Genomic DNA, 26,154 nt, shown 5'->3' with positions numbered 1-26,154 from the left:
CCGTCACCGTGCCGCGCAGCCACCGGGCGTGGGTGCTCAACGGGGCCCGCCGGGGTCGGACAGGTCCACCCGCTCGCCCGGCCATGCGACGGCGAACCCGACAGTGACCTGCGCGTCCGGGCTGACGCGGACCAGCCGGTAGTCGATGAACCGCCGGCTGTCCGGGTCGAACCGCAGGACTGTCAGCTCGGCGGTCCCGCTGAGCGGCCCGACGGTCACCGCACCGAGCACGGCGCCCGCCGTGCTCGAGCTGACGTACCGGACACCCTCGCCCTCGCGCACGGGGCCGATCCGGCGATGCAGGTGGCCGGAGATCTGGGCGGGTGCGCAGCCCTGCTCCAGGGTGGCGTCACCGGCCCTGGGGTTGTGGATGAGCAGCAGGTCGACACCGTCCTCGTCCTGGCAGGCGACCTCCGCCAGCCGCTCGCCCGCCTCGGTGATCGTCTCGTCGCCGACCAGCGTGGTGCCGACCCCGATCCTGGTCGCGATGGCGTCGCTGTCGCCCAGGATGCGGATGCCGCTGACCTCGACGACCTCGCCGTCGAGCACCTGGGCGCCGACCGCGCGCTCCTCGGCGCTGGTCTCCTCGCTGTCATGGTTGCCGTCGACCACCACGAGCTCGGCGCCGTCGGGTACCGCGTCCGCGAATGCTCGCACGCAGTAGGACTCCACCGCGGTCCCGTTGATCGTCGAGTCACCGGCGTTGAGCACGACAGTCGCCCCGGAGAGCTCGGCGACCGACCGGATCACCCTGGCCATGCCGACGTTGCAGTGCAGGTCGCTGACGACGAGCAGCACGACGGGCTCAGCGGCCTCGTCGTCGGTCTCGGCCTGGTCGTCGGTCTCGTCGGAGTCGCCGTCACCCGGACCGCCGGGCGTCGCGCTCACGGCCGGCGACGCCGAAGGGGCAGCCGGCCTGGGGCCCGCCACCTGCACCGCGTCGTGCCGAGCCGCTGCCTCGGCGTCCGTGGCGGCACGCTCCGCCCAGGCGCCCTCCACCCCCGTGACGACGGTGTCGTAGAACCGCTCGTTGTCGCGGTAGGCGTCCACGACGTAGCCGCCGTAGGTGTCGATCACGCCGGCCAGCCGGCCGGTGATCCGTGCACCCTCCAGGGGCGTGCCCGCGAAGACGGCCGAGGCGGGCTGGTCGTTCGTCGTGGTGGCCGCGGTCGGGCCGCTCGCGGTCACGGTGCCGGCCACGACGACCACGACGACGGTCGCCGCGACGCCGAGCGCCCGGTACGGGCGGACGAGCGCCGCGAGCTCGGCCCGCCGCGCCGATCCGAGGGCTGACCTCAGACCCCAGGCGGCGAGGCCGACGAGGGCCGCTGCCAGGAGGCCACGTTGGACGGCATCGACCACGAGGGCCTGGACCACGCCGCGCATGGTCACCTCCGGCCCGTTGAAGAACTGGACGTAGCCCTCGAGGTCTGCGCCCAGCGCCGCGAGCGTGTCGGCCTCCTCGACGGCGGTGACCTCGCGCGGGATCTCCTGGACGACGACGCGCAGACCGAGCGTCAGGGGCAGTGGCGAGTCGATGACGAGGGTGCCGAGCGGCCCCAGGTCGACGGTGACCTCGTCGTCGACGGTGACCTCGTAGCGGGCGAGGTGTGGTCCGAGGCTCGCCTCGGCGGAGGCGGTCGCGACGCCCCAGCCGAGGCATGGGACGACCACGACGACGGCCAGCAGCAGGATGCGCAGCACGGTCCGCCCGGACGGGAGGGCTGCGACGGCCCGACGGACCGTGCCGCGGACGCGTTCGGCGAACGGCCCGGTGAGCCAGGCCCGGAGCCGTGCCGTCGCGGACCCGACCGGACCCGGACCGGCAGGCGCCGTCGGATCCGGCTCGGCCGGGCGTTCGCTCAGGTTCATGACCCTCCTAGCCTCACCCATCGACCCGTGCGGGACCACCGCGCACATCAGGACCGCTGCGAGTGTGTTCGCTCTGAGCGAACAGACGGAGCAGCTCGGCCACATCGTGCGGCTCGGCACATCGAGCAGACCCAGCAGACCCAGCGGACCCAGCAGACCCAGCAGACCCAGCAGGGCGGAGCCCGGCCTCAGACGGTGGCGTTCTGCTCGTCCCGCCAGGCGAGCCAGTGCCGGAGCCGGCCGAGGTCGTAGCCGGGACCCGAGACGTCGACGGTGAACAGGCTCACACCGAGGTCACGCATCCTCGCTGCGGCGTCGCCCGGCGTCCCCGACCGCCCCACGCCGACCGACCGCTCGATCTCGTCCGGATCGCGTCCCACCACCGCGCAGTGCTCATCGAGGATCGCGGACTTGCGGGCGACCGTCTCGGCGTCGCCGAAGGAGTGCCACACGGTGGCGTGCTCCGCGACGACCCGCAGGGTCTTCCGCTCGCCCCCGCCGCCGATCAGGACGGGGATGTCCCGCGTCGGTGCCGGGTTGGCCGCCGCCCACCGGGCCTTGATCCGCGGCAGCGCCGCGCCCAGGTCGGCGATCCGCGAGCCGGGCGTCCCGAACTCGTAGCCGAACTCTGCGTAGTCCCGCTCGAACCACCCGGCGCCGATCCCCAGCACGAGCCGGCCACCGCTGATGTGGTCGACCGTGCGGGCCATGTCCGCCAGCAGGTCGGGGTTGCGGTAGCTGTTGCAGGTGACCAGCGCGCCGATCTGCACGCTCTCGGTCGCCTCGGCCCAGGCTCCGAGCATCGTCCAGCACTCGAAGTGCTTGCCGTCCGGTTCACCATAGAGCGGGAAGAAGTGGTCCCAGTTGAAGATGATGTCCGCGCCGGCCTCCTCGACGGCCGCCACCGCCCGCCGGATGTCGGCGTAGTCGGCGTGCTGCGGCTGGATCTGGACACCGATGCGTACCGGTCGGGTCATGACGTCTCCTGGGGATGTGGACGGCCGTTGGCGTTCGCGTCAGGCTACGACGCGAGCCGACCGACCGGCAGCACCCGACGCTGCCCGCCTGGCGCGTACGGGCCGTCAGCGGCTACGGCCCAGCAGGGTCCGCAGAGCGGCGGCGTAGGCGACAGTTCGCGGGTAGCCGCCGTGGGTCGCGATCTCCGGCAGGTATCCGCTGGTGTCGATCTCCTCGGCCGGCCGGTCGACAGTGCTCGCGCCGTAGCTGTCCACCGGGAAGCCCAGGTAGTCGGTCCGCCGCCACAGGTTGAGCCACCTCGTGCCGCCGTGACCGGTCAGCAGGCCATGGACCGTCATGCCGGACGACTGCGCGGCGCCCCGGCCCGGCTGGTCGGCTGCGCCAGGGACCGTGGCGTCACGCCGGTGGTCGTCGGCGACCGCATCCTGCCAAGGATCGGGGGTCAGCAGCCGCGCTCCGCGACCGGGCGCCGTGCCCAGCACCGTCGGTCCGAGCAGCTCGGGGAACATCCGGCCGAAGTACGGCCGTAGCTGGATGCCGTAGGTCAGCAGCGCGATGCGGTCGACGGCGGCGCGGCCGAGCTCCGCCTGGGCGGCGAAGAGGCTCGCCACAGCGAGGACCGCGCCGAGGCTGTGCGCGCTGACGACGGTTCGCCGGCTCGGTCCCTGGTCGAGCCACTCGTCGTAGCGCCGGACGAGCTCAGGGACCACACGCTCGGCGTAGCACGGCGGCCCGAAGGGGTGGCCGGTGCGTGGCAGGAAGCAGATCAGGTCCCAGACCAGCCCGAGCGGGCGGGTCCGACCGGTCAGCGCACCGCCGGCCAGACCACCGACCACGAGCAGACCTGTGACACCGGCCCCCCAGACGGCGCCGTCGACGAACGCCCGGTAGGCCTGCGCCCCGAAGCCCATGGAGAGATCCGTCACGCCGCGCAGCTGCGGCGGTCCGAGCCGGGGTACGGCCGACGTCAGTGCCGTGACGAGCACGGCGAGACTCGTGCAGACGAGCGTCGCCTCGGCGAGCACCCGCACCACCGGCTCGGCCCGGTGCGCGACGGCCGCCGCCCGGCGAGCGCGTCGGCCGGCGTCGGCGGCGCCGTCACGCCGAGCGAGCTCGGTCGCCGAGCCGCCGCGACGACGCAGGTCCAGCAGGACGCGTGGGACCCCCGCCGCCACGAGCGTCGCCGAGGTCCGCACCGCGGCGACGAGGGCGATCGCCAGCACCACGACCAGCGCGACAGCCGTCGCCGCACCGAACCAGACGTACACGGTCGGGATCACCAGGTGCGGGTCCGGCGTCGGGCAGCCCGATCCGCACGTCTCGCGTGGCGCGAGCGGCGCCGTCCCCGGCAGTCCGACCGTCTGCCGGACGAGCTGCCCGGCCGACAGGCCGCCGTTGAGCCAGTCCCCGACCGTGATGACGACGAGCGTCGACAGCGTCAGCGCGACGCCGAGGGCCAGGAGCAGGAAGACCGACGGCGCTCGGCCGCCCCATGCCTCATGACGGCGGTCACCACCACGGCGCCAGCCCCGTGCGGCGAGGGCGATGGCCAGGAGCACGACCGTCAGCACCATCGGCATCGCGACGAGCCCGAGCAGCGGAACCTCGACGGCAGTGCTGTGCGGGACGAACCACAGGAGCAGGGTCTGCGCCACGAACAGCGCACCGCAGACCGCGACCACCCGGGCCACCCGACGATGCACCACGAGCGCACGCCGGGAGCCCAGCTCCGCCGCCTGTGCCCACACTGCGGAGCACAGCGCGACGATGATCCCGATGAGTCCGACCGCGCCGAGGAGGAGAGTGACGGCGAACGGCCACGCCGTGGAGCTGAGGGGGAACACCTGCGCCCAGCAGTCGCCGCGCGCAGCACCCGGGGCGAGGGCCGGATCGGCACAGGCCGGGCCGGTGCCGAAGACCTGGTGCCAGGCCGTCGCGACGACCAGGAAGCACAGGCCGCCGGCGATGTGCATGCGCCCGAGCGTCGCGGTGAGGCGCGCGTTGGACCAGAAGCCCGGCGTGGCCAGGAGCGGTGTGCCGGCGGCGACCTGGGCCGGGTCCCCCACCGGCATGGCAGCGAGCTGCTCGTACCGCGTGCGGGAGATCGCCGAGAGGCCGACGAGCAGCAGCAGGACGAGCAGCGGCACGGCAGAGAGCAGGGCGAGCCGCCGGCCGTGGCTCATCGCGGCGAGCCCGTCCAGCGCAGCCGGCAGGCTCGCGCACCAGCGATCCGAGTCGGCGAAGCACTGGGTCGCGACCAGGTCGAGGCTCACGACCGAGACCGAGCCGAGCATCAGGAGGGTGAGCAGCAGGGCGTAGACCCGCAGCGCGGCCGCCGCTCCGCCGGCCTGCCACCCGCGCGACCACCCCTCGCTGTCGAGACGTCGGCTCCAGAACGCGACGTTCACCAGGCCGAACGGGAGCAGCAGCGCCCAGCCGATCCGCCCGAGCGCGCCGACGACGGTCCCGACGGCGCCCGAGCCGACCGTCGGCGTCGTGCGCGCCAGGCCACCCCAGGAGTAGGCCTCGCGCACGATCCCGCTCGGGACGTGGCCCCGCTCACCCTCGCGCGCCCGGGCTCGCGCGGCAGGCGTGGGACGCCAGAAGCTGCCGAGCGCGTCCCCGGCGACCCGTTCGACGTCGGGCTGCGGCAGGTCGAGCAGATCGTGCGGGGCCGTGTTGTTGACCCCGTGGATCCGCAGCTCGAGGACGTCGGGTTCGCGCTCTCGCCGCCTGGTCCGCATCGGTCGCCCCCCGAGACCTCCGGCGCGGGCTGCCCCGGATCGACCCACGCTAGCCCGGTATGTCCGGTCCTGAGAAGATCACCGCAGGAGTCAGGTGCCCGCGGGACCGCCCGGTGGCCGACGGCGCACGGCGCACGGCGCACGGCGCACTGCCTGCCGGACGCACGAGAGGCCGCCCCGAAGGACGGCCTCTCGATCCGGTGGAGCTGAGGGGATTCGAACCCCTGACCCCCTGCATGCCATGCAGGTGCGCTACCAGCTGCGCCACAGCCCCGGTGCCCCGAAGGGCGTGAGCAGTCTAGGCGGAACCTGCTCCCGAGTTCCAATCGACACGGCCCGCACCACAGACGCCGGCTGCTCAGGGACGCACGTCCGCAGCGCTGCTCAGGGACGCAGTGCGTCCGCGGTGCTGCTCGGCACGGCGTCGGCCGGGACACCGGCGTTCCAGTCGTCGACGACGACGGCGGGCCCCAGGTTGTGCGCCTCGATGAACCAGGGCGTGGTCTCGCGGTGCCCGCCTGGTCGCAGCAACGCCCAGTGCGCGTTGTGCAGACCGCCGAGACCGCGCCAGGCCGTCGGGTCCAGGCCGAGGAGCGCGACCATGCCCAGGGTGATCGCCGCACCGTGCGAGACCACGACGAGCGTGCCGTCCGGGTCGACCTCGTCGGCGAGCTCGGTCACAGCCTGCGCCACCCGGGCACCCACCGATGCGCGGCTCTCGGAGCCCGCGCGCTGGGGGTCGCGACCGGAACGCCAGACGGCGTACTGGTCCGGCCAGCGCTCGGAGATCTCGTGTGCCGTCAGGCCTTCCCACTCGCCGAAGCCGCGTTCCCGCAGCCGCGGGTCGAGGCGCACGGGGAGCCCGCACACGTCGGCCAGCGCATGCGCCGTGGCCGCCGCGCGGCTGAGGTCCGAGCTGACGATCCGGGTCGGCGAGTGCCGCTGCGCGATGTGCCGTGCAGCCGCTTCGACCTGCCAGCGGCCGACCCCGTCGAGCGGGATGTCGACCTGTCCCTGCAGGCGGGCGGTGGCGTTGTACTCCGTGCGCCCGTGTCGCCACAGGACGACGGCCCGGGCGGTCATGCCTGGTCTGCCGTGCCGTCGCCGCCCCGCGCGTCCTCGGGAAGCTCGATCACGGGGCAGTCGGCCCACAGGCGCTCGAGCGCGTAGTACACGCGGTCATCGGCGTGCTGCACGTGCACGACGACGTCGCCGAAGTCGAGCAGCACCCAGTGCGCCTGCCGCATGCCCTCTCGGCGGATGGCCTTCACGCCGCGCTTGTGCAGGGCCTCCTCGACGGCGTCGACGATCGCCGAGACCTGGCGCTCGTTGGTGCCGGAGGCGATCAGGAAGACGTCGGTCAGGACGAGACGTTCGCTGACGTCGAGGGCGATGATCTCCTGGGCCTTGAGCCCGGAGGCGGCGCGAGCCGCCGCCAGGGCGATGTCCAGGGCGCGTTCGGTTGCTGGCACGGATCCTCTGTCGGGTCGGTCGTTCGGTGGGTGGTTCGGTCGGTGGTGCCGTCGGTGGTGCAGTCAGGTGGTGCAGTCAGTGGTTCGAAGCGGTCAGGTCGAGCGGGTCGTGTCGTGCGCCCAGAGCTCGACGACCTGACCGTCCGCGGCGCCCGCCGACCCGGGCCCGGTGTCGTTCATCACGATCATGAAGATCAGCATGCCGAGCACGAAGGCCACCAGCACCAGGACGATCATGTGCAGCCAGGTGTACGGGTGGGCACGAGGAGCGTCCTGCCAGGCGTCGGTGTCGTCCTGGTCGACATCCGCCGCGGAGGCGTCCGCGTCGACCTGAGCATCCGCGTCGACCTGAGCATCCGCGTCGACCTCGGCGGCCACCGCGGCCTGGTCGACCTCGGCAGCCCCCGCGCCGTCGTGCGGCGCCCCGGGGCTCCAGGCCGTGGTGGTCGGCGAGATGCTCGACCACCGTGGCACCGCCTCGCTGCTCGCCGCGCCGTCCGCTCGCGGCCCGCCGGGGGCCGGCGTGCGCGTGGACCGCAGAGAGACCCGCCCGAACGTCTCGCCGATCCTCGGGACCCGGCCGGCGGGCGCGAGGGCCGTCGGCTCCGGAGCACTGCGGCCGTCGGTCGTCGTGGCGGGCGCCGACGCCGGAACGACGTGGGCCTGGCTCTGGCCGGCCTGACTCTGGAGGGCCTGGTCCGGGCCTGGTCCCTGCGTCCACGGCTGGGCGGGTCGCGTGCCGGCATGCTGACCCGCAGCCTCGGACGCCGCCCCATGGCTCGCCCGGACGACCTCCTGGGGTCGCACCGCGTGGTGGGTGCGGACCGACGGCTGCGGCTGACCCGGCTGACCGGGGCGCCCCTGCCCGGCGGTGGACGCCAGGTCCTGGCCGTGACCGTCGCGTGCGGTCGGCACGGCGAGCCCGGCCCGCGCCTGCGCGACCCGTTCCTGATCTGCTCGGCGGAGCTGAGCCCGCTCCTGCTCGAACCGCAGCTCGGCCTGCTCCTGCTCGGCCCGCTGGAGCCGGGCCCGCTCCTGCTCGAACCGCTGCTGGGTCCGCTCGTGCTCGGCCCGCTGCTGCTGGACCCGTTCGTGCTCGGCCCGCTTCAGGCGGAGTCGTTCCTGCTCGACGCTCCGGTGTCGCTCCTGCTCGAGGCGCTGCTCCTCGACCCGCAGCTGCTCGACCCGCTCCTGCTCGGCACGCTCCTGCTCGGCACGCTGGCTCTGCTGGCGCTGGGCCTGGGCGCGCTCGGCGTTGACCCGGGCCTGCTCCTCGCGCTCGGCCTGGGCACGAGCCGCCTGCGCCCTGATGGCCGCGGCACGGGCCTGCGGCGAGAGCGTCGGCGGAGCACCGGCCGCGCCGTGGCCCTGACCTGCGGTCGACGCAGCGCGCCGGCTCTCCTCGGCCGGCCGAGCCGGCGTGCTGACCACCGGGCGCTGGGACTGCGGAGCCCTGACCACGGGCACGGACTCGCCGGTCGCCGCGGCCCGGATCTCGCGTCGGGAGAGCTGGCGCGCCGGTTCGGCGGCGGGGGGCGCGGCCTTCGCGGCAGCGGCGTCAGCCTGCTCGCGCAGCTCGCGCCGGGAGCGCTGGTGCTGCGGCGGTGCGCTCGACTCGACGGCCCGCCCACCGGACGCGGGCGACGAGCCGTGGCCTGCGTTCTGGCGGACGGCTGCCTCCTGGGCGGCGAGCGCGCGCAGGCGCTCCTCCTCGCGGCGCCGTCGGCGTTCACCCCACTCCGGGGACTGCTCAGACATCCTGACCTCGATACAGACCGTGCTTGGTGATGTACTGGACGACGCCGTCGGGTACGAGGTACCAGACGGGCTCACCGGCCTCGGCCCGGGCACGGCAGTCCGTCGAGGAGATCGCCAGCGCGGGGACCTCGAGCTGGGTGACCGACGACGGCGGGATGCCCTCGATCGACAGGGTGTGGCCGGGGCGTGTGACGGCGACGAAGTGCGCCATCGTCCACAGGCTCTCGACGTCCTTCCAGGTGAAGATCTGCTGGATGGCGTCGGCCCCGGTGATGAAGAACAGGTCGGCGCCCGGGCGCGCGGCGCGCAGGTCGCGCAGGGTGTCGACGGTGTACGTCAGGCCCGGCCGGTCGATGTCGACCCTGCTGACCGTGAATCGCGGGTTGGACGCCGTGGCGATGACTGTCATCAGGTACCGGTGCTCCGCGGCCGTGACACCCGCGTGCTGCTTGCCCGACGGCCGGCCGGTGGGCACGAAGACGACCTCGTCGAGGGCCAGCTCCGCGGCAGCCTCGCTCGCGGCAACCAGGTGACCGTGATGGATGGGGTCGAACGTTCCGCCCATCACTCCGATCCTGGGCCCTTGCTGAGTCATCCGCTGCGTTCCTCCGTGCCGCACGTGGTTGGTCGTCCCCGTGGCCTGCGACTGGTGCCTAGTGCCGGGTCCCGATGCTGCGGAAGGCGTACGTCACCGCGAGCAGCGCCATGAGCGCGCCGAAGGCGACCAGACCGATTCCGGCGGGCGGGATGGGGAGATGGGCCACAGCCTCGGCGGACTCCTCGGCGGCGAGCAGGGCAGCGTGCACGTCGACCTCCTGGGTTCTCGGCTCACCGCGCGCGGGCAGGCGCAACGGTCTGTCCAGTGTCGCACGTCCTAGGTTGACGAGGTGTCATGCACGACGCGCACACGGGTGACCTGCGCCTCCTGTCCGGGCCGGCCGGACGCGCTCAGGGGCGCACCTGGCCCTGTCCGTTGACGATCCACTGCGTCGTGGTGAGCTCGGTCAGACCCATCGGACCGCGCGCGTGCATCTTCTGGGTGGAGATCCCGATCTCGGCGCCCAGACCGAACTGGCCGCCGTCGGTGAACCGGGTCGATGCGTTGACCATGATGACGGCGGAGTCGAGCCCCGCGACGAACGCCTCCGAGGCCGCCAGGTCGCTGGTCACGATCGCCTCGGTGTGCCCCGAGGTCCAGGTCCGGATGTGCTCGAGCGCCGCCGGGAGGTCGTCGACGACGCGGACGGCGAGGTCGAGCGACAGGTACTCCGTCGCCCAGTCCTCGTCGGTGGCGGGCACCACGTCCACCCCGGGAGGCGCGAGGGCAGCGGTCCGCGCGTCGCCGTGCACCACCACACCGGCAGCGTCGAGCGCCGTGAGGGCGTCGGGCAGGAAGGCGTCGGCGGCCGCCACGTGCACCAGGAGCGTCTCGGCCGCGTTGCAGACGCCGACGCGCTGGGTCTTGGAGTTCAGCACGATCGGCAGCGCCATCGCCGGGTCGGCACTTGCGTCGACATAGACGTGGCAGTTGCCGACACCCGTCTCGACCACCGGAACCGTCGCCTCGCGGACGACGGTGCGGATCAGGTCCGCCCCACCGCGCGGGACGAGCAGATCGACGAGTCCGCGCGCGTGCATCAGAGCCACCGCACCAGCCCGTCCGTACGCGTCGATCGACTGCACGGCATCGGCCGGCAGCCCGACCGCCTCGAGCGCCCGGGCCAGGACCTCGACGATCACCGTGTTCGACGCCGCCGCGGCGGAGCCACCGCGCAGGATGGCCGCGTTGCCGCTCTTGAGCGCGAGCCCCGCGGCGTCGACAGTCACGTTGGGCCGCGCCTCGTAGATCATCCCGACCACACCCATCGGCACCCGTACCTGACGCAGCCGCAGCCCGTTGGGCAGCGTCGATCCACGGACGACCTCACCGACCGGATCGGGCAGGGCCGCGAGCTCGCGCAGCGCCTCGGCGATCGCCCCGATCCGCTCGGGTGTCAGCGCCAGGCGGTCCAGGAGACCCGCGGAGATCCCGTCGGTCCGCCCCCGCTCGAGGTCGGTGGCGTTCGCCGCGACGATCTCGGGCGTGGCTGCGACGAGCGCGTCGGCCATCGCGAGCAGGGCGGCGTCCTTGGCCGCGCGCGTCGTGCGGGCGAGCTGCCGGGCGGCGAGCCGCGCCCGGCGCGCGACGTCCAGGACAGCCTCCTGGACATCGGGCGGGACGACGACACCTGTCGGCTGGGCATCAGCGGAGGTCGTGGCCGTTGTCATGCGCGCAGGATAACCCGGCCCGGCCCGGCCCGGCGGGGCGCGGCGGGGCGCGGCGGGGCGATCCGAGGACGCGGGTCAGCGCCGCACGAGCACCAGGTCGTCGCGGTGCACGATCTCGCGGTCGTACCCGGCGCCGAGCTGCTCGCGGAGCTCGTGGGTCGAGCGACCGAGCAGGTCGGGGAGCTCGGCCGAGCCGAAGGCCACCAGCCCTCGTGCCACGACCTTCCCGGCGGTCGAGACCAGCTCGACCGGGTCACCTGCCTCGAAGTCGCCCTGCACGGCGGTGATGCCGGCCGGGAGCAGGGACATCCGCCGGTCGACGACGGCCCGCACCGCGCCGTCGTCGAGCACCAGACGCCCGCGGGTGCTCGCAGCGTGCGCGAGCCACAGCATGCGGGTCGACCGACGACGCCCGGTGGCCGCGAACCAGGTGCCCACCTGGTCACCGGCAAGGGCCTGGGCGGCCAGGGCGGCCGACGTCAGGACGACCGGGATGCCGGACCCGGTCGCGATGGCCACCGACGCCAGCTTGGTCACCATGCCACCGGTGCCCACCGAGCTGCCCCGGCTGGTCACGTCGATGCCGTCGAGGTCCGCCGGACCGGCGACGTCCGTGATCCGCCGGGAGCCCGGAAGGGACGGCGGCCCGTCGTAGAGCGCGTCCACATCCGTCAGCAGGACGAGCGCGCTGGCCCGGACCAGGTGGGACACCAGCGCCGCGAGCCGGTCGTTGTCGCCGAACCGGATCTCGTCGGTCGCGACGGTGTCGTTCTCGTTCACGATCGGCACGACGCCGAGACTCAGCAGGCGGTCGAGCGCCCGCTGCGCGTTGCGGTAGTGACTGCGCCGCACGGTGTCCTCAGCGGTGAGCAGGACCTGCCCGACCCGCAGCCCGTGCGCGGCGAACGCCTCGGTGTAGCGCGCGACCAGGATGCCCTGGCCGACCGACGCCGTGGCCTGAGCCGTCGCAAGGTCCCGCGGGCGTCTGTGCAGACCCAGGGGTGCCAGACCGGCCGCGATGGCACCGGACGTGACCAGCACGACCTGTCCGCCGGCCTTGCGACGCTCCGCGATGACGGCCACCAGGGCACGCAGGGCATCGACGTCGAGCCGTCCGTCGGCCCCCGTCAAGGACGACGAACCGACCTTGACGACGATGCGACTGGCAGTGGGCAGTCCGGACCGCTCTGAGATCACGCGTCCTTCTCGGGGTCGGTCCAGTGGCCGGCCTCGCGCTCTGTCCACAGCTCGGCACGGGCCTCGGCCTTGGCGTCCATGCGTCCCTTGTACTCCTCGCGCTTCGCCGTGCGGGTCGGGCGCGCCGAGTCCTCCATCCGAAGGTCGGTGCCGCGCGGTCCGCCGAGCAGCTCCGAGCCGGTCAGGAGCGTCGGCTCCCAGTCGAAGACGACCCCGTCGTCGACCCCCCCGATGACGACCTCCGCACCGGGCGTCGCGCCCACAGCGAAGAGACGCTCCTCGACACCCAGCCGTGCGAGGCGGTCGGCGAGGTAGCCGACGGCCTCGTCGTTCGTGAAGTCGGTCTGGCGGACCCACCGCTCGGGCTTGGAGCCACGCACCTGGAACCACACCCGCTCACCGCTCTCGTGGCGGGTCACGGTGAACCCGGCGTCGTCGACGGCCTTGGGCCGCAGGACGGTGCGCAGCGGTGTGACGCTCTGCGCGGCGGCGCGCGCCGTGGCGACGAGCTCCGCCAGGGCGAAGGTCAGCGGACGCAGCCCTTCGTGGCTGACCGCGGAGATCTCGAAGACCCGCAGACCACGGGCCTCGAGCTCGGGGCGCACGAGCTCGGCGAGGTCGCGGGCCTCCGGGACGTCGATCTTGTTGAGCACGATGAGACGGGGCCGCTCGGTCAGCGGCAGCTCGCCACCCCGGATCTCCAGGTCGCCGGCGTAGGCCGCGAGCTCCGCCTCGATCACGTCGAGGTCGCTGATCGGGTCACGGTCGGGTTCGAGGGTCGCGCAGTCGAGCACGTGCACGAGGACCGCGCACCGTTCGATGTGACGCAGGAACTCCAGGCCGAGGCCCTTGCCCTCGCTCGCACCGGGGATGAGCCCGGGCACATCGGCAACCGTGTACCTCGCCGAGCCGGCCTGGACGACGCCGAGGTTCGGCACCAACGTCGTGAAGGGGTAGTCGGCGATCTTGGGCCGGGCAGCGGAGATCGCGGCGACGACGCTCGACTTGCCCGCGCTCGGGTACCCGACCAGGGCAACGTCGGCGATCGTCTTGAGCTCCAGCACGACGTCGCGGGTCGCACCGGGCTCGCCGAGGAGCGCGAAGCCGGGTGCCTTGCGCCGCGGCGAGGCGATGGCGAAGTTGCCGAGCCCGCCGCGCCCGCCGGCGGCGATCACGTAGCGCGCCCCCTCGCCGACGAGGTCGGCCAGGACCTCGCCCTCGGCGGTCTTGACCACGGTGCCGTCCGGGACCTTGAGCACGAGATCCGCACCGCTGCCGCCCTGCCGGTAGTCGCCCATGCCTTGGGTGCCGGACGGTGCGTGCCGGTGCGCCGAGTGGTGGAACTCGAGCAGCGTCGTGACCTGATGGTCCACCTCGAGCACGACGTCCCCGCCGTTGCCGCCGTCGCCACCGTCCGGCCCTGCGAGCGGCTTGAACTTCTCCCGGCGGATCGAGGCACAACCGTTACCGCCGTCCCCACCGTGGGCATGCAGGACGACGCGGTCGACGAATGTAGCCACGGCGTGCTCCTTTCTCGGTGGTCAGACTGCCAGGACGACGAAGGGGCGCACCGCACCGGTGCGCCCCTTCGTGGAGAGTGTGGTCAGGCGTCGGCCGTCACGACGATGTCGATGACCTTGCGGCCACGACGGATGCCGAACTGCACGGCACCCGCAGCCAGCGCGAACAGCGTGTCGTCCCGGCCACGGCCGACGTTGACGCCGGGGTGGAAGTGGGTGCCCCGCTGGCGCACGATGATCTCGCCCGCGTTGACGACCTGGCCACCGAACCGCTTGACGCCGAGGCGCTGGGCGTTCGAGTCGCGGCCGTTCCGCGAGGCGCTGGCGCCCTTCTTGTGTGCCATGACAGACCTGCTTTCGTTCTCAGTTCGGGGGACACGATCCTGCAGCCGGAGCCGCAGGCTCACGACTCACTTGATGTCGGTGACCTTCAGGCGGGTCAGCTTCTGGCGGTGACCCATGCGCTTGCGGTAGCCGGTCTTGTTCTTGAACTTGAGGATCTCGATCTTCGGACCCTTCTCGTCCCGGACGATCTCGGCGGTGACCGTGATCTTCGCCAGCGTGGCGGCGTCCGAGGTCACCTTCTCCCCGTCGACGAGCAGCAGCGCGGGCAGCTGGACTGTCGAGCCGGCGTTGCCGGACAGCCGGTCCACGACGACGACGTCGCCGACCGACACCTTCTCCTGGCGGCCACCAGCCTTGACGATCGCGTACACCACGTTGATGCTCATCTCTACTCGACGATCTTCAGTCACACGTATGGGGCGTGCTCGTTACGGTGGAGGCGCCGCTCGCAGACCTCGGTCTCGGGGCACGCACAACCGGCACGTGCCAAAACGCGCCGACGTCCTAGAGTACGGATCGCGCCAGGCAGGGTCAAATGACGACGCCCGGCGCAACCGCCCGTCCGACGTCAGTCGCTCGGCGCGTCGCGACCCTCGTCCGCAGGGCTGCCGTCATGGTCCCCCACGCTCACGTCGCTCGGCTCGACCTCGGCCAGCTCATGGTCGGCTGCCGGCGGGATGTCGACCGGTGACGTACCGGCGGACTGCTCGACGACGACCACGTCGGTCTGCGGGCCCTCGTCCGACCCGAGCGGCACCGGGGTGCTCTCCTGGTCGTTCTCGTACCCGTGGTCGGCCTCGTGCCCGTGGTCGTGCGCGTGCGCTGCCGCCGCCGCGATGGTCGCGAGGGTCGCCTTGACGGCCTCACGCGCCTCGGGCAGCACCGGGACGGTCACCGGGGCCGAGACGCTCGACGCCTTCTTGCGCCGCGAGCGCTTGGGCTCACCCTCCGGCTCGACGTCGGCCGCCAGATGCCCGGCCTCCTGCTCGAAGCCCTTGGCCTCGATCGGCTCGGAGTGCACGATGAAACCGCGACCGTTGCAGTGCTGGCAGGTCTCGCTGAAGGCCTCGACCAGGCCCTGGCCGACCCGCTTGCGCGTCATCTGCACGAGACCGAGCGAGGTGACCTCCGCCACCTGGTGCTTGGTCCGGTCGCGGCCGAGGCACTCCACCAGACGGCGCAGGACCAGGTCGCGGTTGGACTCGAGGACCATGTCGATGAAGTCGATGACGATGATGCCGCCGATGTCGCGCAGCCGGAGCTGACGGACGATCTCCTCCGCGGCCTCGAGGTTGTTCCGCGTGACGGTCTCCTCGAGGGTTCCGCCGGAGCCGGTGAACTTGCCGGTGTTGACGTCGACGACCGTCATCGCCTCCGTGCGGTCGATGACGAGCGAGCCGCCGGAGGGCAGGTAGACCTTGCGGTCCATGCCCTTGGCCAGCTGCTCGTCGATCCGGTGGGCACCGAAGACGTCACCCTGGCCGGTCCACCGGCTGACCTTCGCGGCGAGATCGGGAGCCATCGCCCCGACGTACTCGGAGATCATCGACCAGGCGTCGTCGCCCTGGACCACGAGCGAGCTGAAGTCGTCGTTGAAGATGTCCCGCACGACCCGGATCGCCAGGTCGGGCTCGCCCTGCAGCAGGGCCGGCGCGGACGCGCTCTTGGCCTTCTTCTCGATCGCCGCCCACTGGTCCTGCAGCCGCTGGACGTCGTTGCGCAGCTCGTCCTCGGACGCACCTTCGGCGGCCGTGCGCACGATGACACCCGCGGCGTCCGGCACGATCTCCTTGAGCAGCTTCTTGAGGCGGGCCCGCTCGTTCTCGGGCAGCTTGCGCGAGATCCCGGTCATGCCACCGGCCGGCACATACACGAGGTAGCGGCCGGCCAGGGTGATCTGCGAGGTCAGTCGTGCACCCTTGTGCCCGATCGGGTCCTTGGTCACCTGCACGAGCACGGAGTCGCCGGACTTCAACGCCTGCTCGATCCGGCGCGGCTGCCCCTCGAGCCCGGCGGCGTCCCAGTTGACCTCACCGGCGTACAGCACGGCGTTGCGGCCCTTGCCGACGTCGACGAAGGCCGCCTCCATGCTCGGCAGCACGTTCTGCACCCGGCCGAGGTAGACGTTGCCGGCCATCGAGCTCTGCGCGTTCTGCGCCGATCGGGACACGAAGTGCTCGACCAGGACACCGTCCTCCAGGACAGCGATCTGCACGCGGCCGCCCGACTCGCGCACCACCATCGACCGCTCGACGGACTCCCGGCGCGCCAGGAACTCGGACTCGGTCACGATCGTGCGGCGGCGCCCTGCGTCGCGGCCCTCCCGGCGGCGCTGACGCTTGGCCTCCAGGCGCGTCGACCCCTTGAGCGCCGTGACCTCGTCGCTGGCCGTCCGTCCGCTGCGCGAGCGGGTCCGCGTGCTCGCGGCCGGTGCGGCCTGCTCCTCCCCACCGCTCGAGTCGCCGCGGGAACCCCGACGACGGCGACGGCGGCGACGGCTCGAGGAACCGGTCGGCTCCCCACCCTCGTCGGTCTCGTCGGACTCCTCGTCCTCCTCGGGCTCACCGGCCTCGTCACCGCCGGTGCCCGTCGGCACCGCTGAGCGATCCGGACCCGGCGAGCCACCGCCACGACGCGACCGCCTGCTCGGCGCCGGGGCCTCGACCTCCACGCCCTCGTCGTCGGCGCCCTCGTCCTCGCCCTGCTCGCCCTGCTCGCCGGTGCCGGAGCGGCCCCGCCGTCCGCGGCCACCACGACGACGACGCCGGCGCGGGGCGCCCTCGTCCTCACCGTCGTCGGTCTCGTCGCCCATGAGGTCCGCGTCGACGGCCTGGTCGGCCTCCGCCGACACAGCGGCCGCCGCGTCGAGCGCAGCGATCTCGTCCTCGTCGAGAATCTCCTCACCGGTGATCTCGTCGATGTGCTTCGGGGGCCCGGCCGGTGCCTGGGCACGGCGACGCTTGGGCCGGTTCGCCGGGTCGGGGGCCTGGAAGAGCAGTGCCGTCGTGGCGAGGCGGGGCGCGTCGCCCTCGGTCCGGGTGGCCGCGGGACGCTCGCCACCCAGCTCGGCGATCACGTCGAGCCCGTCGGTGGGCGCTGCGGCACGCGACGTGCGGCGGCTGCGCCCGGTGCGCGCCGGTGCTGCGTCGGCGGGCGCGTCGTCGACCGGCGCTGCCTCGGTCGCTGCTGCCTCGACCGGTGCTGCGTCGCTGTCCGGGCTCACCGTGGTGCCCTTGCCGGCGGAGCGCGTGGCCCGCTTGCGGGTGGGCCGCCCCGTCGCGCCGGCGGCCGGCTCGGCAGGCTCAGCGGGCTCAGGCATCGGGGTCACCACGGCTAGGGCCTCGGACTGCTCGGTCGCGGCGGTCGCCGCGCCGGACGACGTCGCCCGGCGACTGCGGCGGGCACGGGACGGCGCGGCCTCGGCGGCGACCGGTGCGACCGGTTCGGTCGGTGCGACCACCGGGGCGGCGTCGACCACATCGGTGGTCGGACCAGCCTGGGGTGTCCGCTTCCCGGACGAGGTGGCTCGACGGCTGCGGCTGCGCGGCTGATCGGGCTGATCGGTCTGCTCGGTCCGCTCAGGCCCGGTGGTCGGGTCGGACGAGGTAGCGATCGGACTGCTCGGCTCGGTGACGGCGCGGGCAACGACGGCGGTGGTGGGCTCGACAGCGGCGGTGGGCGTCGTCGCCGGTGAGGTGGCGACCCTTCGCGCCCGGGTCCGTCGAGCAGCGGGCGCTGCCTCGGCGGAACGCTCGTCGGCGCCGGGGCTGTTCTGGTCGGTCGGGGTGTGCTCGTTCGTCACGAGATGCTCCAGGCCCGCTGGCTGTCCACACTCGCCGGCCATCGGGCGGTTCGGTCGTCACAGGCGCGGCGCGCTCCGCGACGGAAGTCGTCGGTGTCGTCAGGCTGCACGGGCGGGCGGCGCCGGCGCCTGCCCAGTCATCGGTTGATGACGGCGGCGCCCGGCGTGCCGCGGACCCTGTCCAGCGGAAACGTCGTCGGCGAACGGGACGGTGTGGCGACCCGCTCTGCCGTCGTCAGTATCGCACAGAGCCCGCCGAGCGCCCGGCGACACGGCGCGGCACGGGGTGGCCGGCCGGCGCAGCCGCCGACCCGGGGCCGATGCGCCGCCGCGGGCCGGTGCGCCGCCACGAGATGACGGATGGTCAGCGGATCGGGACCAAGGTCCTAGTCTGACTCGCGGCCCACTTCTAGGTTCTGATCACGGGCCGCTCTGCCCGCCTCGCCCTGCACCGAGGAGAGACCGTGGACGCGCTCGACCTGGCTCGATGGCAATTCGGCATCACCACCGTCTACCACTTCATCTTCGTTCCGCTCACCATCGGACTCGCACCGCTCGTCGCGCTCATGCAGACGTTCTGGGTCCGGACCGGCAACGAGCGGTGGCTGCGTCTGACGAAGTTCTTCGGCAAGCTCCTGCTGATCAACTTCGCGATCGGGGTCGCGACCGGCATCGTCCAGGAGTTCCAGTTCGGGATGAACTGGAGCGAGTACTCGCGCTTCGTCGGCGACATCTTCGGCGCCCCGCTCGCGATGGAGGCGCTCGCCGCCTTCTTCGTCGAGTCGACCTTCCTGGGCCTGTGGATCTTCGGCTGGGACAGGCTGCCCAAGAAGATCCACCTCGCCACGATCTGGTTGGTGGCCTTCGCGACCAACCTGTCCGCGTACTTCATCCTCGCGGCCAACTCGTGGATGCAGCACCCGGTGGGCGCTGAGCTCACGGACCGCGGCGACCTGTCGATGGCCGACCGCGCCCAGATGGTCGACATCGGTGCCGTGCTGACCAACCCGACAGTGCTGGTCACCCTCCCGCACACCCTGACCGCGGCCCTGCTCACCGCGAGCACGTTCATCGTCGGGATCGCCGCCTGGTGGATGGTCAAGGACGCCCGCTCCGGCAAGCTGGACCGGGCGCGCGACATCTACCGCCCGGCCGTCACGTTCGGCCTTGTCGTCATGCTGGTCTCCGGCATCGGAGTTGCCGTCACCGGCGACAGCCAGGCCAAGATGATGTTCGAGCAGCAGCCGATGAAGATGGCAGCGGCCGAGGCGCTGTGCGACAGCGCCGACGGCGCCTCGTTCTCGATCCTCACCGTCGGCGACCTGTCGAACTCCTGCGAGGGCGTCACGCACCTCATCGAGATCCCTGGGCTGACGTCCTTCATGGCGACCGGCGACGTCAACGCGCCGATCACAGGGGTCAACGACCTCGAGCAGCAGTACACCGAGAAGTACGGCGACACCGAGGACTACGTCCCGAACCTGGCGGTGACGTACTGGAGCTTCCGGCTGATGATCGGCCTGGGCATCGGATCGGCAGCGCTCGCGCTGGCCGCCCTGTGGTTCACCCGCAAGGGCAAGGTCATGGACAAGCCGTGGTTCGGCAGGCTCGCACTGATCGCGATCCCCACACCGTTCCTCAGTGCGGCCTTCGGCTGGATCTTCACCGAGATGGGCCGGCAGCCGTGGATCGTCGCGCCCAACCCGACCGGCATCGACGGGGTGTGGATGTTCACGTCCCAAGGCGTCTCGACCTCGGTGGGCCCGCTGTCCGTGATCATCTCGCTGGTCGTCTTCACCGCGCTGTACGGCGTGCTCGCCGTGCTCTGGTACAAGCTCATGACGCGCTATGCCGCCCACGGCGTAGCCGACTCCGAGCCCGACGTCAGCCCCGACAACGCCGAGGACGCGAGCGACGACCGCCCGCTGTCCTTCGCCTACTGAGAGAGCGGGAAGGTCATGGAGCTGTCGACAGTCTGGTTCCTGCTCATCGCGGTCCTCTGGACCGGCTACCTCGTCCTGGAGGGCTTCGACTTCGGTGTCGGCATGCTGCTGCCCGTGCTGGGCCGCAAGGGGGCCGACCGCCGGGTGATGATCAACACGATCGGTCCAGTGTGGGACGGCAACGAGGTCTGGCTGCTCACGGCGGGTGGCGCGACGTTCGCCGCGTTCCCGGAGTGGTACGCGACGCTGTTCTCCGGGTTCTACCTGGCCCTGCTGCTCATCCTCGTCGCGCTCATCGTGCGGGTCGTGGCGTTCGAGTGGCGCAGCAAGTTCAACGACGAGCGGTGGCGGGCGTGGGCCGACCGGGCCATCATCTTCGGCTCGTGGCTCCCGTCCGTGCTGTGGGGTGTCGCGTTCGGCAACCTGGTGCGCGGGGTCAACCTCGGCGAGGGCTTCGGGTACACGGGCACCTTCTTCGACCTGCTCAACCCGTTCGCCCTGCTGGGCGGGGCCACCACGACGCTGATCTTCCTCACGCACGGTGCCATCTACCTGTCGCTCAAGACCGACGGCGACATCCGGGCCCGGGCGAGCGCGCTGTCGGTCAGGCTCTCGATGGTGACGGTCGTCGTCGCGGGCGCGTTCGCGGTGTGGCTGCAGCTGGCCTACTCCGACGCGGCGTGGACCTGGGGCGCGACCCTGCTCGCCGCTGTGGCCCTCGTGGCGGTCGTCCTGCTGACCCGGATCGGCCGTGAGGGCTGGGCGTTCGTCGCCTCGGCCGTGGCCATCCTCGCCGCCGTCGTGCTGATCTTCGGGTCGCTGTACCCGGACGTCATGCCCGCGCTCGACGGGGTGCACTCGCTCACGGTCGACAACGCGTCGTCCTCGTCCTACACCCTCGGCGTGATGACCTGGGTGGCTGTCGTCCTCACCCCGGTCGTGCTTGCCTACCAGGCATGGACGTACTGGGTCTTCCGGAAGCGCCTGACCGTCGAGCACATCCCCGACCACGTGGGTCTGCCCCTCGCGAAGGTGTGAAGCCGCTCGACCCGCGGCTGCTGCGTCGCGCGCGGTCGGCGCGGCGGTACGTCCTGCTCACCGCGGGGCTCGGTGCGCTGACCGCGCTGCTCGTGGTGGCCCAGGCCGTCCTGCTGGCAGCCGCGGTGGCCCCCGTGGTCACCCGCACGGCCGACTGGCCCGACGTCGCCCCGACCATCGGCCTGCTCGCCGTCGTCGTCGTCGTCCGTGCGCTGGTCGCCGGGCTCCAGGAGCGCTGGGCGCACCGCTCGGCCACCCGCGCCGTCGCCGAGCTGCGCGAGCAGGTCGTGGCGCACGCCGTCGGGCTGGGGCCTCGGTGGCTCGCCTCGAACCCCGGCGTGGCCACGCTGGCCACCCGCGGGCTCGACGCCCTCGAGCCGTACTTCGTCCGGTACCTGCCCCAGCTGCTGCTCGCAGCCACCGTGACCCCCGGTGCCCTGCTCGTCGTGCTCGGGTACGACTGGATCGCCGCCGTGACGATCCTCGTGACCCTCCCCCTGGTCCCCGTGTTCATGATGCTCATCGGCCGGCTCACCCAGCGCTACGCCGACCAGCGGCTCGCCGTGATGCAGCGGCTCGGCCACCAGGTGCTCGACCTGCTCGCGGGCCTGCCCACCCTGCGGGCCCTGGGTCGCGAGCAGGGCCCGGCCGTGCGGGTGCGCGAGCTCGGTGACGCGCACCGCAGCGCCACGATGGGCACCCTGCGGGTGGCCTTCCTGTCCGGGATGGTGCTGGAGCTGCTCACGACGCTGTCCGTGGCCCTGGTCGCCGTCGGAGTCGGCTTCCGGCTGGTCAGCGGCGGCCTGGACCTGCAGACCGGTCTGGCCGTGCTGGTCCTCGCACCGGAGGTGTACCTGCCGCTGCGGCAGGTCGGCGCCCACTTCCACGCCTCGGCCGACGGCGTCGCCGCGGCGGAGGCTGCCTTCGCGGTGCTCGAGGTGCCGCTGCCGGCTCGCGGCACGACGCCGGCCCCCGACCTCGCCGGTACGACGGTCCGGCTGGTCGACGTGGACGTCGAGGCCCCGGACCGGGCGACGCTCGCGCCGGCCGGCCTCGCGCTGGACCTGCGGCCCGGACAGGTGCTGGCCCTGGCCGGGCACAACGGGGCGGGCAAGTCCAGCGCCGTCGCCGTGCTGCTCGGCCTGCTGGAACCCGCGGCCGGCGAGGTGCTGCTCGAGCCCGCTGAGGGCCCTGCCGTCCCGCTGACCGCGGTGGAGCCGCGGAGCTGGTGGGACCAGATCGCCTGGGTCCCCCAGCGACCCGTCCTGGAGCCAGGGACCGTGCGCGCCAATGTCACCCGCGGCCGCGAGGTGGCCGAGGTCGACCTCGACCGCGCGGCCGCGCTCACCGGCCTCGACGAGGTGCTCGCCACGCTCCCGGGACGCTGGGACACCCTCGTCGGTCAGGGCGGGGTGGGGCTGAGCCTCGGCCAGCGTCAGCGGGTCGCGCTGACCCGTGCCCTGCTCGACCCGGCGCAGCTCGTCGTCCTGGACGAGCCGACCGCCCACCTGGACGCCGACGGCGAGGCCGTCGTCCTGGCCACCGTCGAGCGGTTGCGCACGGCCGGGCGCACCGTGCTGCTCGTGGCCCACCGCCCCTCGCTGTTGCGCTGCGCCGACACCGTCGTGACCGTGCGCAGCGCGCAGCTCCCCGGCCCGGAGGTGGACCGATGAGCCGGTGGGAGCGCCTGCGCTCCGACCCGTTGTGGCGTGCCGTTGCGCTGCTCGAGGTCGACCGACGCAGGTTCGTCCTGGCCGTCCTCGCCGGTGCCGGGGGCCTGGGCAGCGCCGTCGGCCTGGCAGCGGTCTCGGCCTGGCTGATCGCCCGCGCCTCGCAGATGCCGCCGGTGATGTACCTCAACGTCGCCGCCGTCGCGGTCCGTGCGCTCGGCATCTCCCGTGGGCTGCTGCGCTACGTCGAGCGGCTCGTCTCGCACGAGGTGGCGCTGCGCGGGATGGCGACCCTGCGGGTCCGGATGTACGAGCGGCTCGCCTCGGGCTCCCCCGGTGCCCTGGTCCGGCTACGTCGCGGCGACCTGCTCGCCCGGGTGGGAGCCGACGTCGACGCCGTCGGCGACGTGGTGGTCCGTGGTCTGCTGCCGGTCGCCGTCGCGGCCGTCCTCGGCGTGGGCAGCGTGGTCCTGGTCGGGGCCTTCCTGCCCAGCGCGGGGGCAGCGTTGGGCGGGTGCCTGCTCGTCGCCGGGGTCGTCGCGCCCTGGTGGTCGGTGCGCGCCACCACGACCATCGAGCGTCGCTCGGCCACGGCGAGGGCGGAGATGGCCGCCGTGACGATGACCCTGCTCGACGGCGCCGGCGAGCTGACCGTCGCCGGCCGGGTCGGGACGACCCTGCAGATCCTGCGGACCACCGACCAGCGCCTGGCTGACGCTGCCGACGCCGGTGCACGGCCGGCAGCGGTCGCCGCGACCCTCGGCCCGCTGGCGATGGGCGCAGCCGTGCTGGCCTCGCTGGCCCTGGGCATCCCCGCGACCACGGCCGGTCTGCTCGCGCCGGTCGAGCTCGCCGTCATCGTCCTGACCCCGCTCGCGGCCTTCGAGGCCGCCGCCCTGCTGCCGGGTGCCGGGGTGGCGCTGCTGCGCTCGCGCCAGGCCGCCCGTCGCGTGATGGAGCTGCTCGACGGCGCGGCCGTGGCGACCGGAGCCCTCGCCCAGCACCCGGCCGTGACCGCTCCGGTGGTCCCCGAGGGCACGCCCCCCGAAGCAGCCCTCCCTGCCGCCGACCACTCCGCCGGACCGCTCCTCGAGGCCCGTGCGCTGGCCTGCGGGTGGCCCGGCGGCCGGACCCTGCTCACCGGGCTGGACCTCACCCTGGAGCCGGGCCGGACGGTCGCCGTCGTCGGGCCGAGCGGGCTGGGCAAGACGACCCTCCTGCTCACCCTCGCGGGGCTCATCCCCCCGGTCGCGGGCGACGTGCTGGTCACCGGCCGACCGATCGCGTCGCTGGGCAGGACGCAGGCCGCAGCGCACGTGGTGATGACCGCCGAGGACGCGCACGTCTTCGACACCACCGTCCTGGAGAACCTGCGGGTTGCCCGCGGTGACGTCGACCCCGCCCAGGCGCGCGCAGCCCTCGAGCAGGTCGGGCTGGGCGACTGGCTCGCCGGGCTGCCGGTGGGGCTGGACACCGCGCTCGGCAGCGACGCGGCCAGGGTCTCCGGCGGGGAGCGCCGCCGGCTGCTGGTGGCCCGGACGCTGCTCAGCGCCGCTCCGGTCCTCCTGCTCGACGAGCCGACCGAGCACCTCGACGACGCCGGGGCACGCACCCTGCTGCACGGCCTGCTCGACGGCTCGTTGGCGTCCGGACGCGCCGTCGTCGTGGTCACGCACCGCCTCGACGGCGTGCAGGCGGCCGACGAGGTGATCCTGCTCGATCGGACGGGTAGCGTGCGGGCACGCGGTCGGCACGCGGACCTGATCGCGGGCGCAGGCGACTCGGACGGCGCTGCCGCGTACCGAACCGCGTGGCAGGCTCAGATGCAGGAGACCAGATGACCTCGAGGGGTACGGACCACCACGACGGCTCGCTCGCTGCCGCCGACCTGCTGCAGGCCGCTCTCGGCCTGGCGTCCGACCTCGACCTGCCGACGGTGCTGCACCGGTTCGTCGCCGCGAGCGCGGACCTGACCGGTGCGCGCTTCGCCGCGATCAACGTCCTCGATGCACGCGGGCGCTCCACGACCTTCGTGCACACCGGCGTCGACGACCGGCTCGCGGCCCTGCTCGGCCGGCCTCCGCACGCCATCGGGGTGCTGGGCTCCATCCCGTCGCACGGGACCCTGCGGCTCGACGACCTGGTCCACCACCCGACCTTCAAGGGCTTCCCGGCCCACCATCCGCCGATGGGCTCCTTCCTCGGCACCGCCGTCCGGGTCCGGGACCGGGTCTTCGGCTACCTGTACCTGTCGGAGAAGGCCGGCGGTTTCACCGACGAGGACGACGAGATCGTCATCACCCTCGCGGCAGCGGCTGCCGTGGCGATCCAGAACGCCCAGATGTACGCCGAGTCCAAGCGGCGCGAGCACTGGCTGCAGGCCGGCCAGCAGATCACCACGATGCTGCTCTCCGGCGCCGAGGAGGAGGACGTGCTGGCCCAGATCGCGGCGTCCTCCCGGGAGGTGGCCGGCGCGGACACCGCAGCACTGGTGCTGCCCAGCGTCGCCGACACGTGGGTGATGGAGATCGTCGACGGTGTCGGGGCGGACGAGCTGATGGGCACCGTCATGCCGCACGACGGCCGTGCGCGCACCGTGCTGCGCGACGGCAACGGCCTGGTCGTCGACTCCCTGTCCCGCTCACGGGCGATGCGGGTGGACGCGATGCGTCAGTTCGGTCCGGCGCTCTACGCGCCGATGCAGTCCGACGGTCGGGGCGTGGGCGTGCTCGTCCTGCTGCGTCGCGTCGGGTCGGCCCCGTTCGGGCCCAACGACCTCGCGACGGCGGAGTCCTATGCCGCCCAGGCGGCCCTCGCCCTCGTGCTGGCCGAGGCCCGGCACGCCCAGGACATCGCCGCGCTGCTCGACGAGCGCGAGCGCATTGCGCGCGACCTGCACGACCTGGCCATCCAGCAGCTCTTCGCGACCGGCATGCAGCTCGAGACCGTGCGCCGGCGGGCCGCCCGCGGCGTCGACCCCTCCGAGCTCACCGGGATCGTCGAGGACGCCCTGGACAACGTCGACTCGACCGTGCGCCAGATCCGCTCGATCGTGCACGCCCTGCGTGACCCGGACGCCTCGGCGCCGCTGGCCGAGCGGCTGCGCCGCGAGGCCTCCCTCGCACGCACCGGCCTCGGCTTCGCCCCGTCACTCGTGATCATCGTCGACCACCGCGTGCTCGACTCCGTGGAGGCCTTCGACGGCGACGCCGGCGTCCTGGACGACCGGGTGGGAGAGGACATGGCCGACGACGTCGTGGCTGTGGTCCGCGAGGGGCTGGCGAACGCCGCACGCCACGCGCGCGCGACAGCCGTCGCTGTCCGGGTCGAGCTCCAGGGCGACGGCCCGGCGGGATCGGTCGTCGTGGAGGTCGAGGACGACGGCAGCGGCCTTCCGCCGGCACGCGACCGGAAGTCCGGCACGGACAACCTGGCGGCACGCGCCCGTCGGCACGGCGGGACGTTCACCCTCGGTGCGACCAGCTCCGGTCGCGGCACCCTGCTGACCTGGCAGGCGCCGGTGAAGGGCCGCGCGATCCACTGACGG

The 26,154-nt window shown here is 73.1% G+C and carries 19 protein-coding genes and 1 tRNA gene; 5 read left to right on the top strand and 15 right to left on the bottom strand.

The window, feature by feature from the left end:
- Window positions 1–36: 36 nt before the first annotated feature.
- The 15 genes from K415_RS0115030 to K415_RS0114960 all read right to left on the bottom strand — a co-directional run bounded on the left by K415_RS0115030 (window position 37) and on the right by K415_RS0114960 (window position 17,956).
- Window positions 37–1,872: a metallophosphoesterase family protein gene (locus K415_RS0115030; RefSeq protein WP_024287866.1), complete on the bottom strand. Its 1,836-nt coding sequence runs from the start codon at window positions 1,870–1,872 to the stop codon at window positions 37–39.
- Window positions 1,873–2,060: 188 nt separating this feature from the next.
- The gene (locus K415_RS0115025) at window positions 2,061–2,849 is read right to left on the bottom strand and encodes an LLM class F420-dependent oxidoreductase (protein ID WP_024287865.1); all 789 of its coding nucleotides are present in this window, start codon (window positions 2,847–2,849) and stop codon (window positions 2,061–2,063) included.
- 105 nt (window positions 2,850–2,954) lie between these two features.
- Window positions 2,955–5,594 carry a hypothetical protein gene (locus tag K415_RS22040; protein WP_024287864.1) on the bottom strand — a complete coding sequence of 880 codons (2,640 nt, stop codon included), beginning with the start codon at window positions 5,592–5,594 and terminating at the stop codon, window positions 2,955–2,957.
- A 201-nt stretch (window positions 5,595–5,795) separates the two neighbouring features.
- Window positions 5,796–5,868, bottom strand: a tRNA-Ala gene (locus tag K415_RS0115015).
- 110 nt (window positions 5,869–5,978) lie between these two features.
- Complete coding sequence (locus K415_RS0115010; protein WP_024287863.1) at window positions 5,979–6,677, bottom strand: histidine phosphatase family protein; 699 nt, start codon at window positions 6,675–6,677, stop codon at window positions 5,979–5,981.
- Entirely contained in the window at window positions 6,674–7,066 is a 393-nt protein-coding gene (gene rsfS / locus K415_RS0115005) for a ribosome silencing factor (RefSeq protein ID WP_024287862.1), read from the bottom strand. Before rsfS ends, K415_RS0115010 begins: the two co-directional genes overlap by 4 nt.
- Window positions 7,067–7,159: 93 nt before the next feature.
- Window positions 7,160–8,824 (bottom strand): hypothetical protein, encoded by a 1,665-nt coding sequence (locus tag K415_RS22940; RefSeq protein ID WP_024287861.1) that lies wholly within the window; start codon window positions 8,822–8,824, stop codon window positions 7,160–7,162.
- Window positions 8,817–9,419 carry a nicotinate-nucleotide adenylyltransferase gene (nadD, locus tag K415_RS0114995; protein WP_024287860.1) on the bottom strand — a complete coding sequence of 201 codons (603 nt, stop codon included), beginning with the start codon at window positions 9,417–9,419 and terminating at the stop codon, window positions 8,817–8,819. The genes K415_RS22940 and nadD overlap by 8 nt, the downstream gene beginning before the upstream one ends.
- A 58-nt stretch (window positions 9,420–9,477) precedes the next feature.
- Window positions 9,478–9,630 carry a hypothetical protein gene (locus tag K415_RS24355; RefSeq protein WP_197024744.1) on the bottom strand — a complete coding sequence of 51 codons (153 nt, stop codon included), beginning with the start codon at window positions 9,628–9,630 and terminating at the stop codon, window positions 9,478–9,480.
- A 142-nt stretch (window positions 9,631–9,772) separates the two neighbouring features.
- Window positions 9,773–11,092, bottom strand: coding sequence for a glutamate-5-semialdehyde dehydrogenase (locus tag K415_RS0114985; protein WP_024287859.1), 1,320 nt, complete (start codon window positions 11,090–11,092; stop codon window positions 9,773–9,775).
- A 75-nt stretch (window positions 11,093–11,167) separates the two neighbouring features.
- Complete coding sequence (proB, locus tag K415_RS0114980; RefSeq protein WP_081785251.1) at window positions 11,168–12,286, bottom strand: glutamate 5-kinase; 1,119 nt, start codon at window positions 12,284–12,286, stop codon at window positions 11,168–11,170.
- Window positions 12,286–13,809: a GTPase ObgE gene (gene obgE / locus K415_RS0114975; RefSeq protein WP_024287857.1), complete on the bottom strand. Its 1,524-nt coding sequence runs from the start codon at window positions 13,807–13,809 to the stop codon at window positions 12,286–12,288. The genes proB and obgE overlap by 1 nt, the downstream gene beginning before the upstream one ends.
- A gap of 83 nt (window positions 13,810–13,892) precedes the next feature.
- Window positions 13,893–14,153 (bottom strand): 50S ribosomal protein L27, encoded by a 261-nt coding sequence (rpmA, locus tag K415_RS0114970; RefSeq protein WP_024287856.1) that lies wholly within the window; start codon window positions 14,151–14,153, stop codon window positions 13,893–13,895.
- A 66-nt stretch (window positions 14,154–14,219) separates the two neighbouring features.
- Entirely contained in the window at window positions 14,220–14,528 is a 309-nt protein-coding gene (gene rplU / locus K415_RS0114965; RefSeq protein WP_197024815.1) for a 50S ribosomal protein L21, read from the bottom strand.
- Window positions 14,529–14,722: 194 nt separating this feature from the next.
- Window positions 14,723–17,956, bottom strand: a complete 3,234-nt coding sequence (locus K415_RS0114960) for an Rne/Rng family ribonuclease (protein WP_231494910.1) — start codon at window positions 17,954–17,956, stop codon at window positions 14,723–14,725.
- Window positions 17,957–18,420: 464 nt separating this feature from the next.
- On the opposite strand from K415_RS0114960, the gene K415_RS0114955 reads away from it, so the two are divergent.
- From K415_RS0114955 to K415_RS0114935, 5 genes are read left to right on the top strand one after another with little or no spacing between them, the layout of a single operon-like run.
- Window positions 18,421–19,899, top strand: coding sequence for a cytochrome ubiquinol oxidase subunit I (locus K415_RS0114955; RefSeq protein ID WP_024287853.1), 1,479 nt, complete (start codon window positions 18,421–18,423; stop codon window positions 19,897–19,899).
- 15 nt (window positions 19,900–19,914) lie between these two features.
- Window positions 19,915–20,937 (top strand): cytochrome d ubiquinol oxidase subunit II, encoded by a 1,023-nt coding sequence (cydB, locus tag K415_RS0114950; protein ID WP_024287852.1) that lies wholly within the window; start codon window positions 19,915–19,917, stop codon window positions 20,935–20,937.
- Window positions 20,934–22,610: a thiol reductant ABC exporter subunit CydD gene (cydD, locus tag K415_RS0114945; protein ID WP_024287851.1), complete on the top strand. Its 1,677-nt coding sequence runs from the start codon at window positions 20,934–20,936 to the stop codon at window positions 22,608–22,610. The genes cydB and cydD overlap by 4 nt, the downstream gene beginning before the upstream one ends.
- A complete protein-coding gene (cydC, locus tag K415_RS0114940) occupies window positions 22,607–24,448 on the top strand; it encodes a thiol reductant ABC exporter subunit CydC (RefSeq protein WP_029663876.1) in 1,842 nt (613 codons plus the stop codon). Before cydD ends, cydC begins: the two co-directional genes overlap by 4 nt.
- A complete protein-coding gene (locus tag K415_RS0114935; RefSeq protein WP_024287849.1) occupies window positions 24,445–26,151 on the top strand; it encodes a GAF domain-containing sensor histidine kinase in 1,707 nt (568 codons plus the stop codon). Before cydC ends, K415_RS0114935 begins: the two co-directional genes overlap by 4 nt.
- Window positions 26,152–26,154: the final 3 nt, after the last annotated feature.

This window comes from Cellulomonas sp. KRMCY2, assembly GCF_000526515.1.
In the GTDB taxonomy this organism is placed as follows: Bacteria; Actinomycetota; Actinomycetes; order Actinomycetales; family Cellulomonadaceae; genus Actinotalea.
The sequence above is the reverse complement of the archived record's forward strand: the minus strand, read 5'-3'. Positions and strand labels throughout refer to the sequence as shown.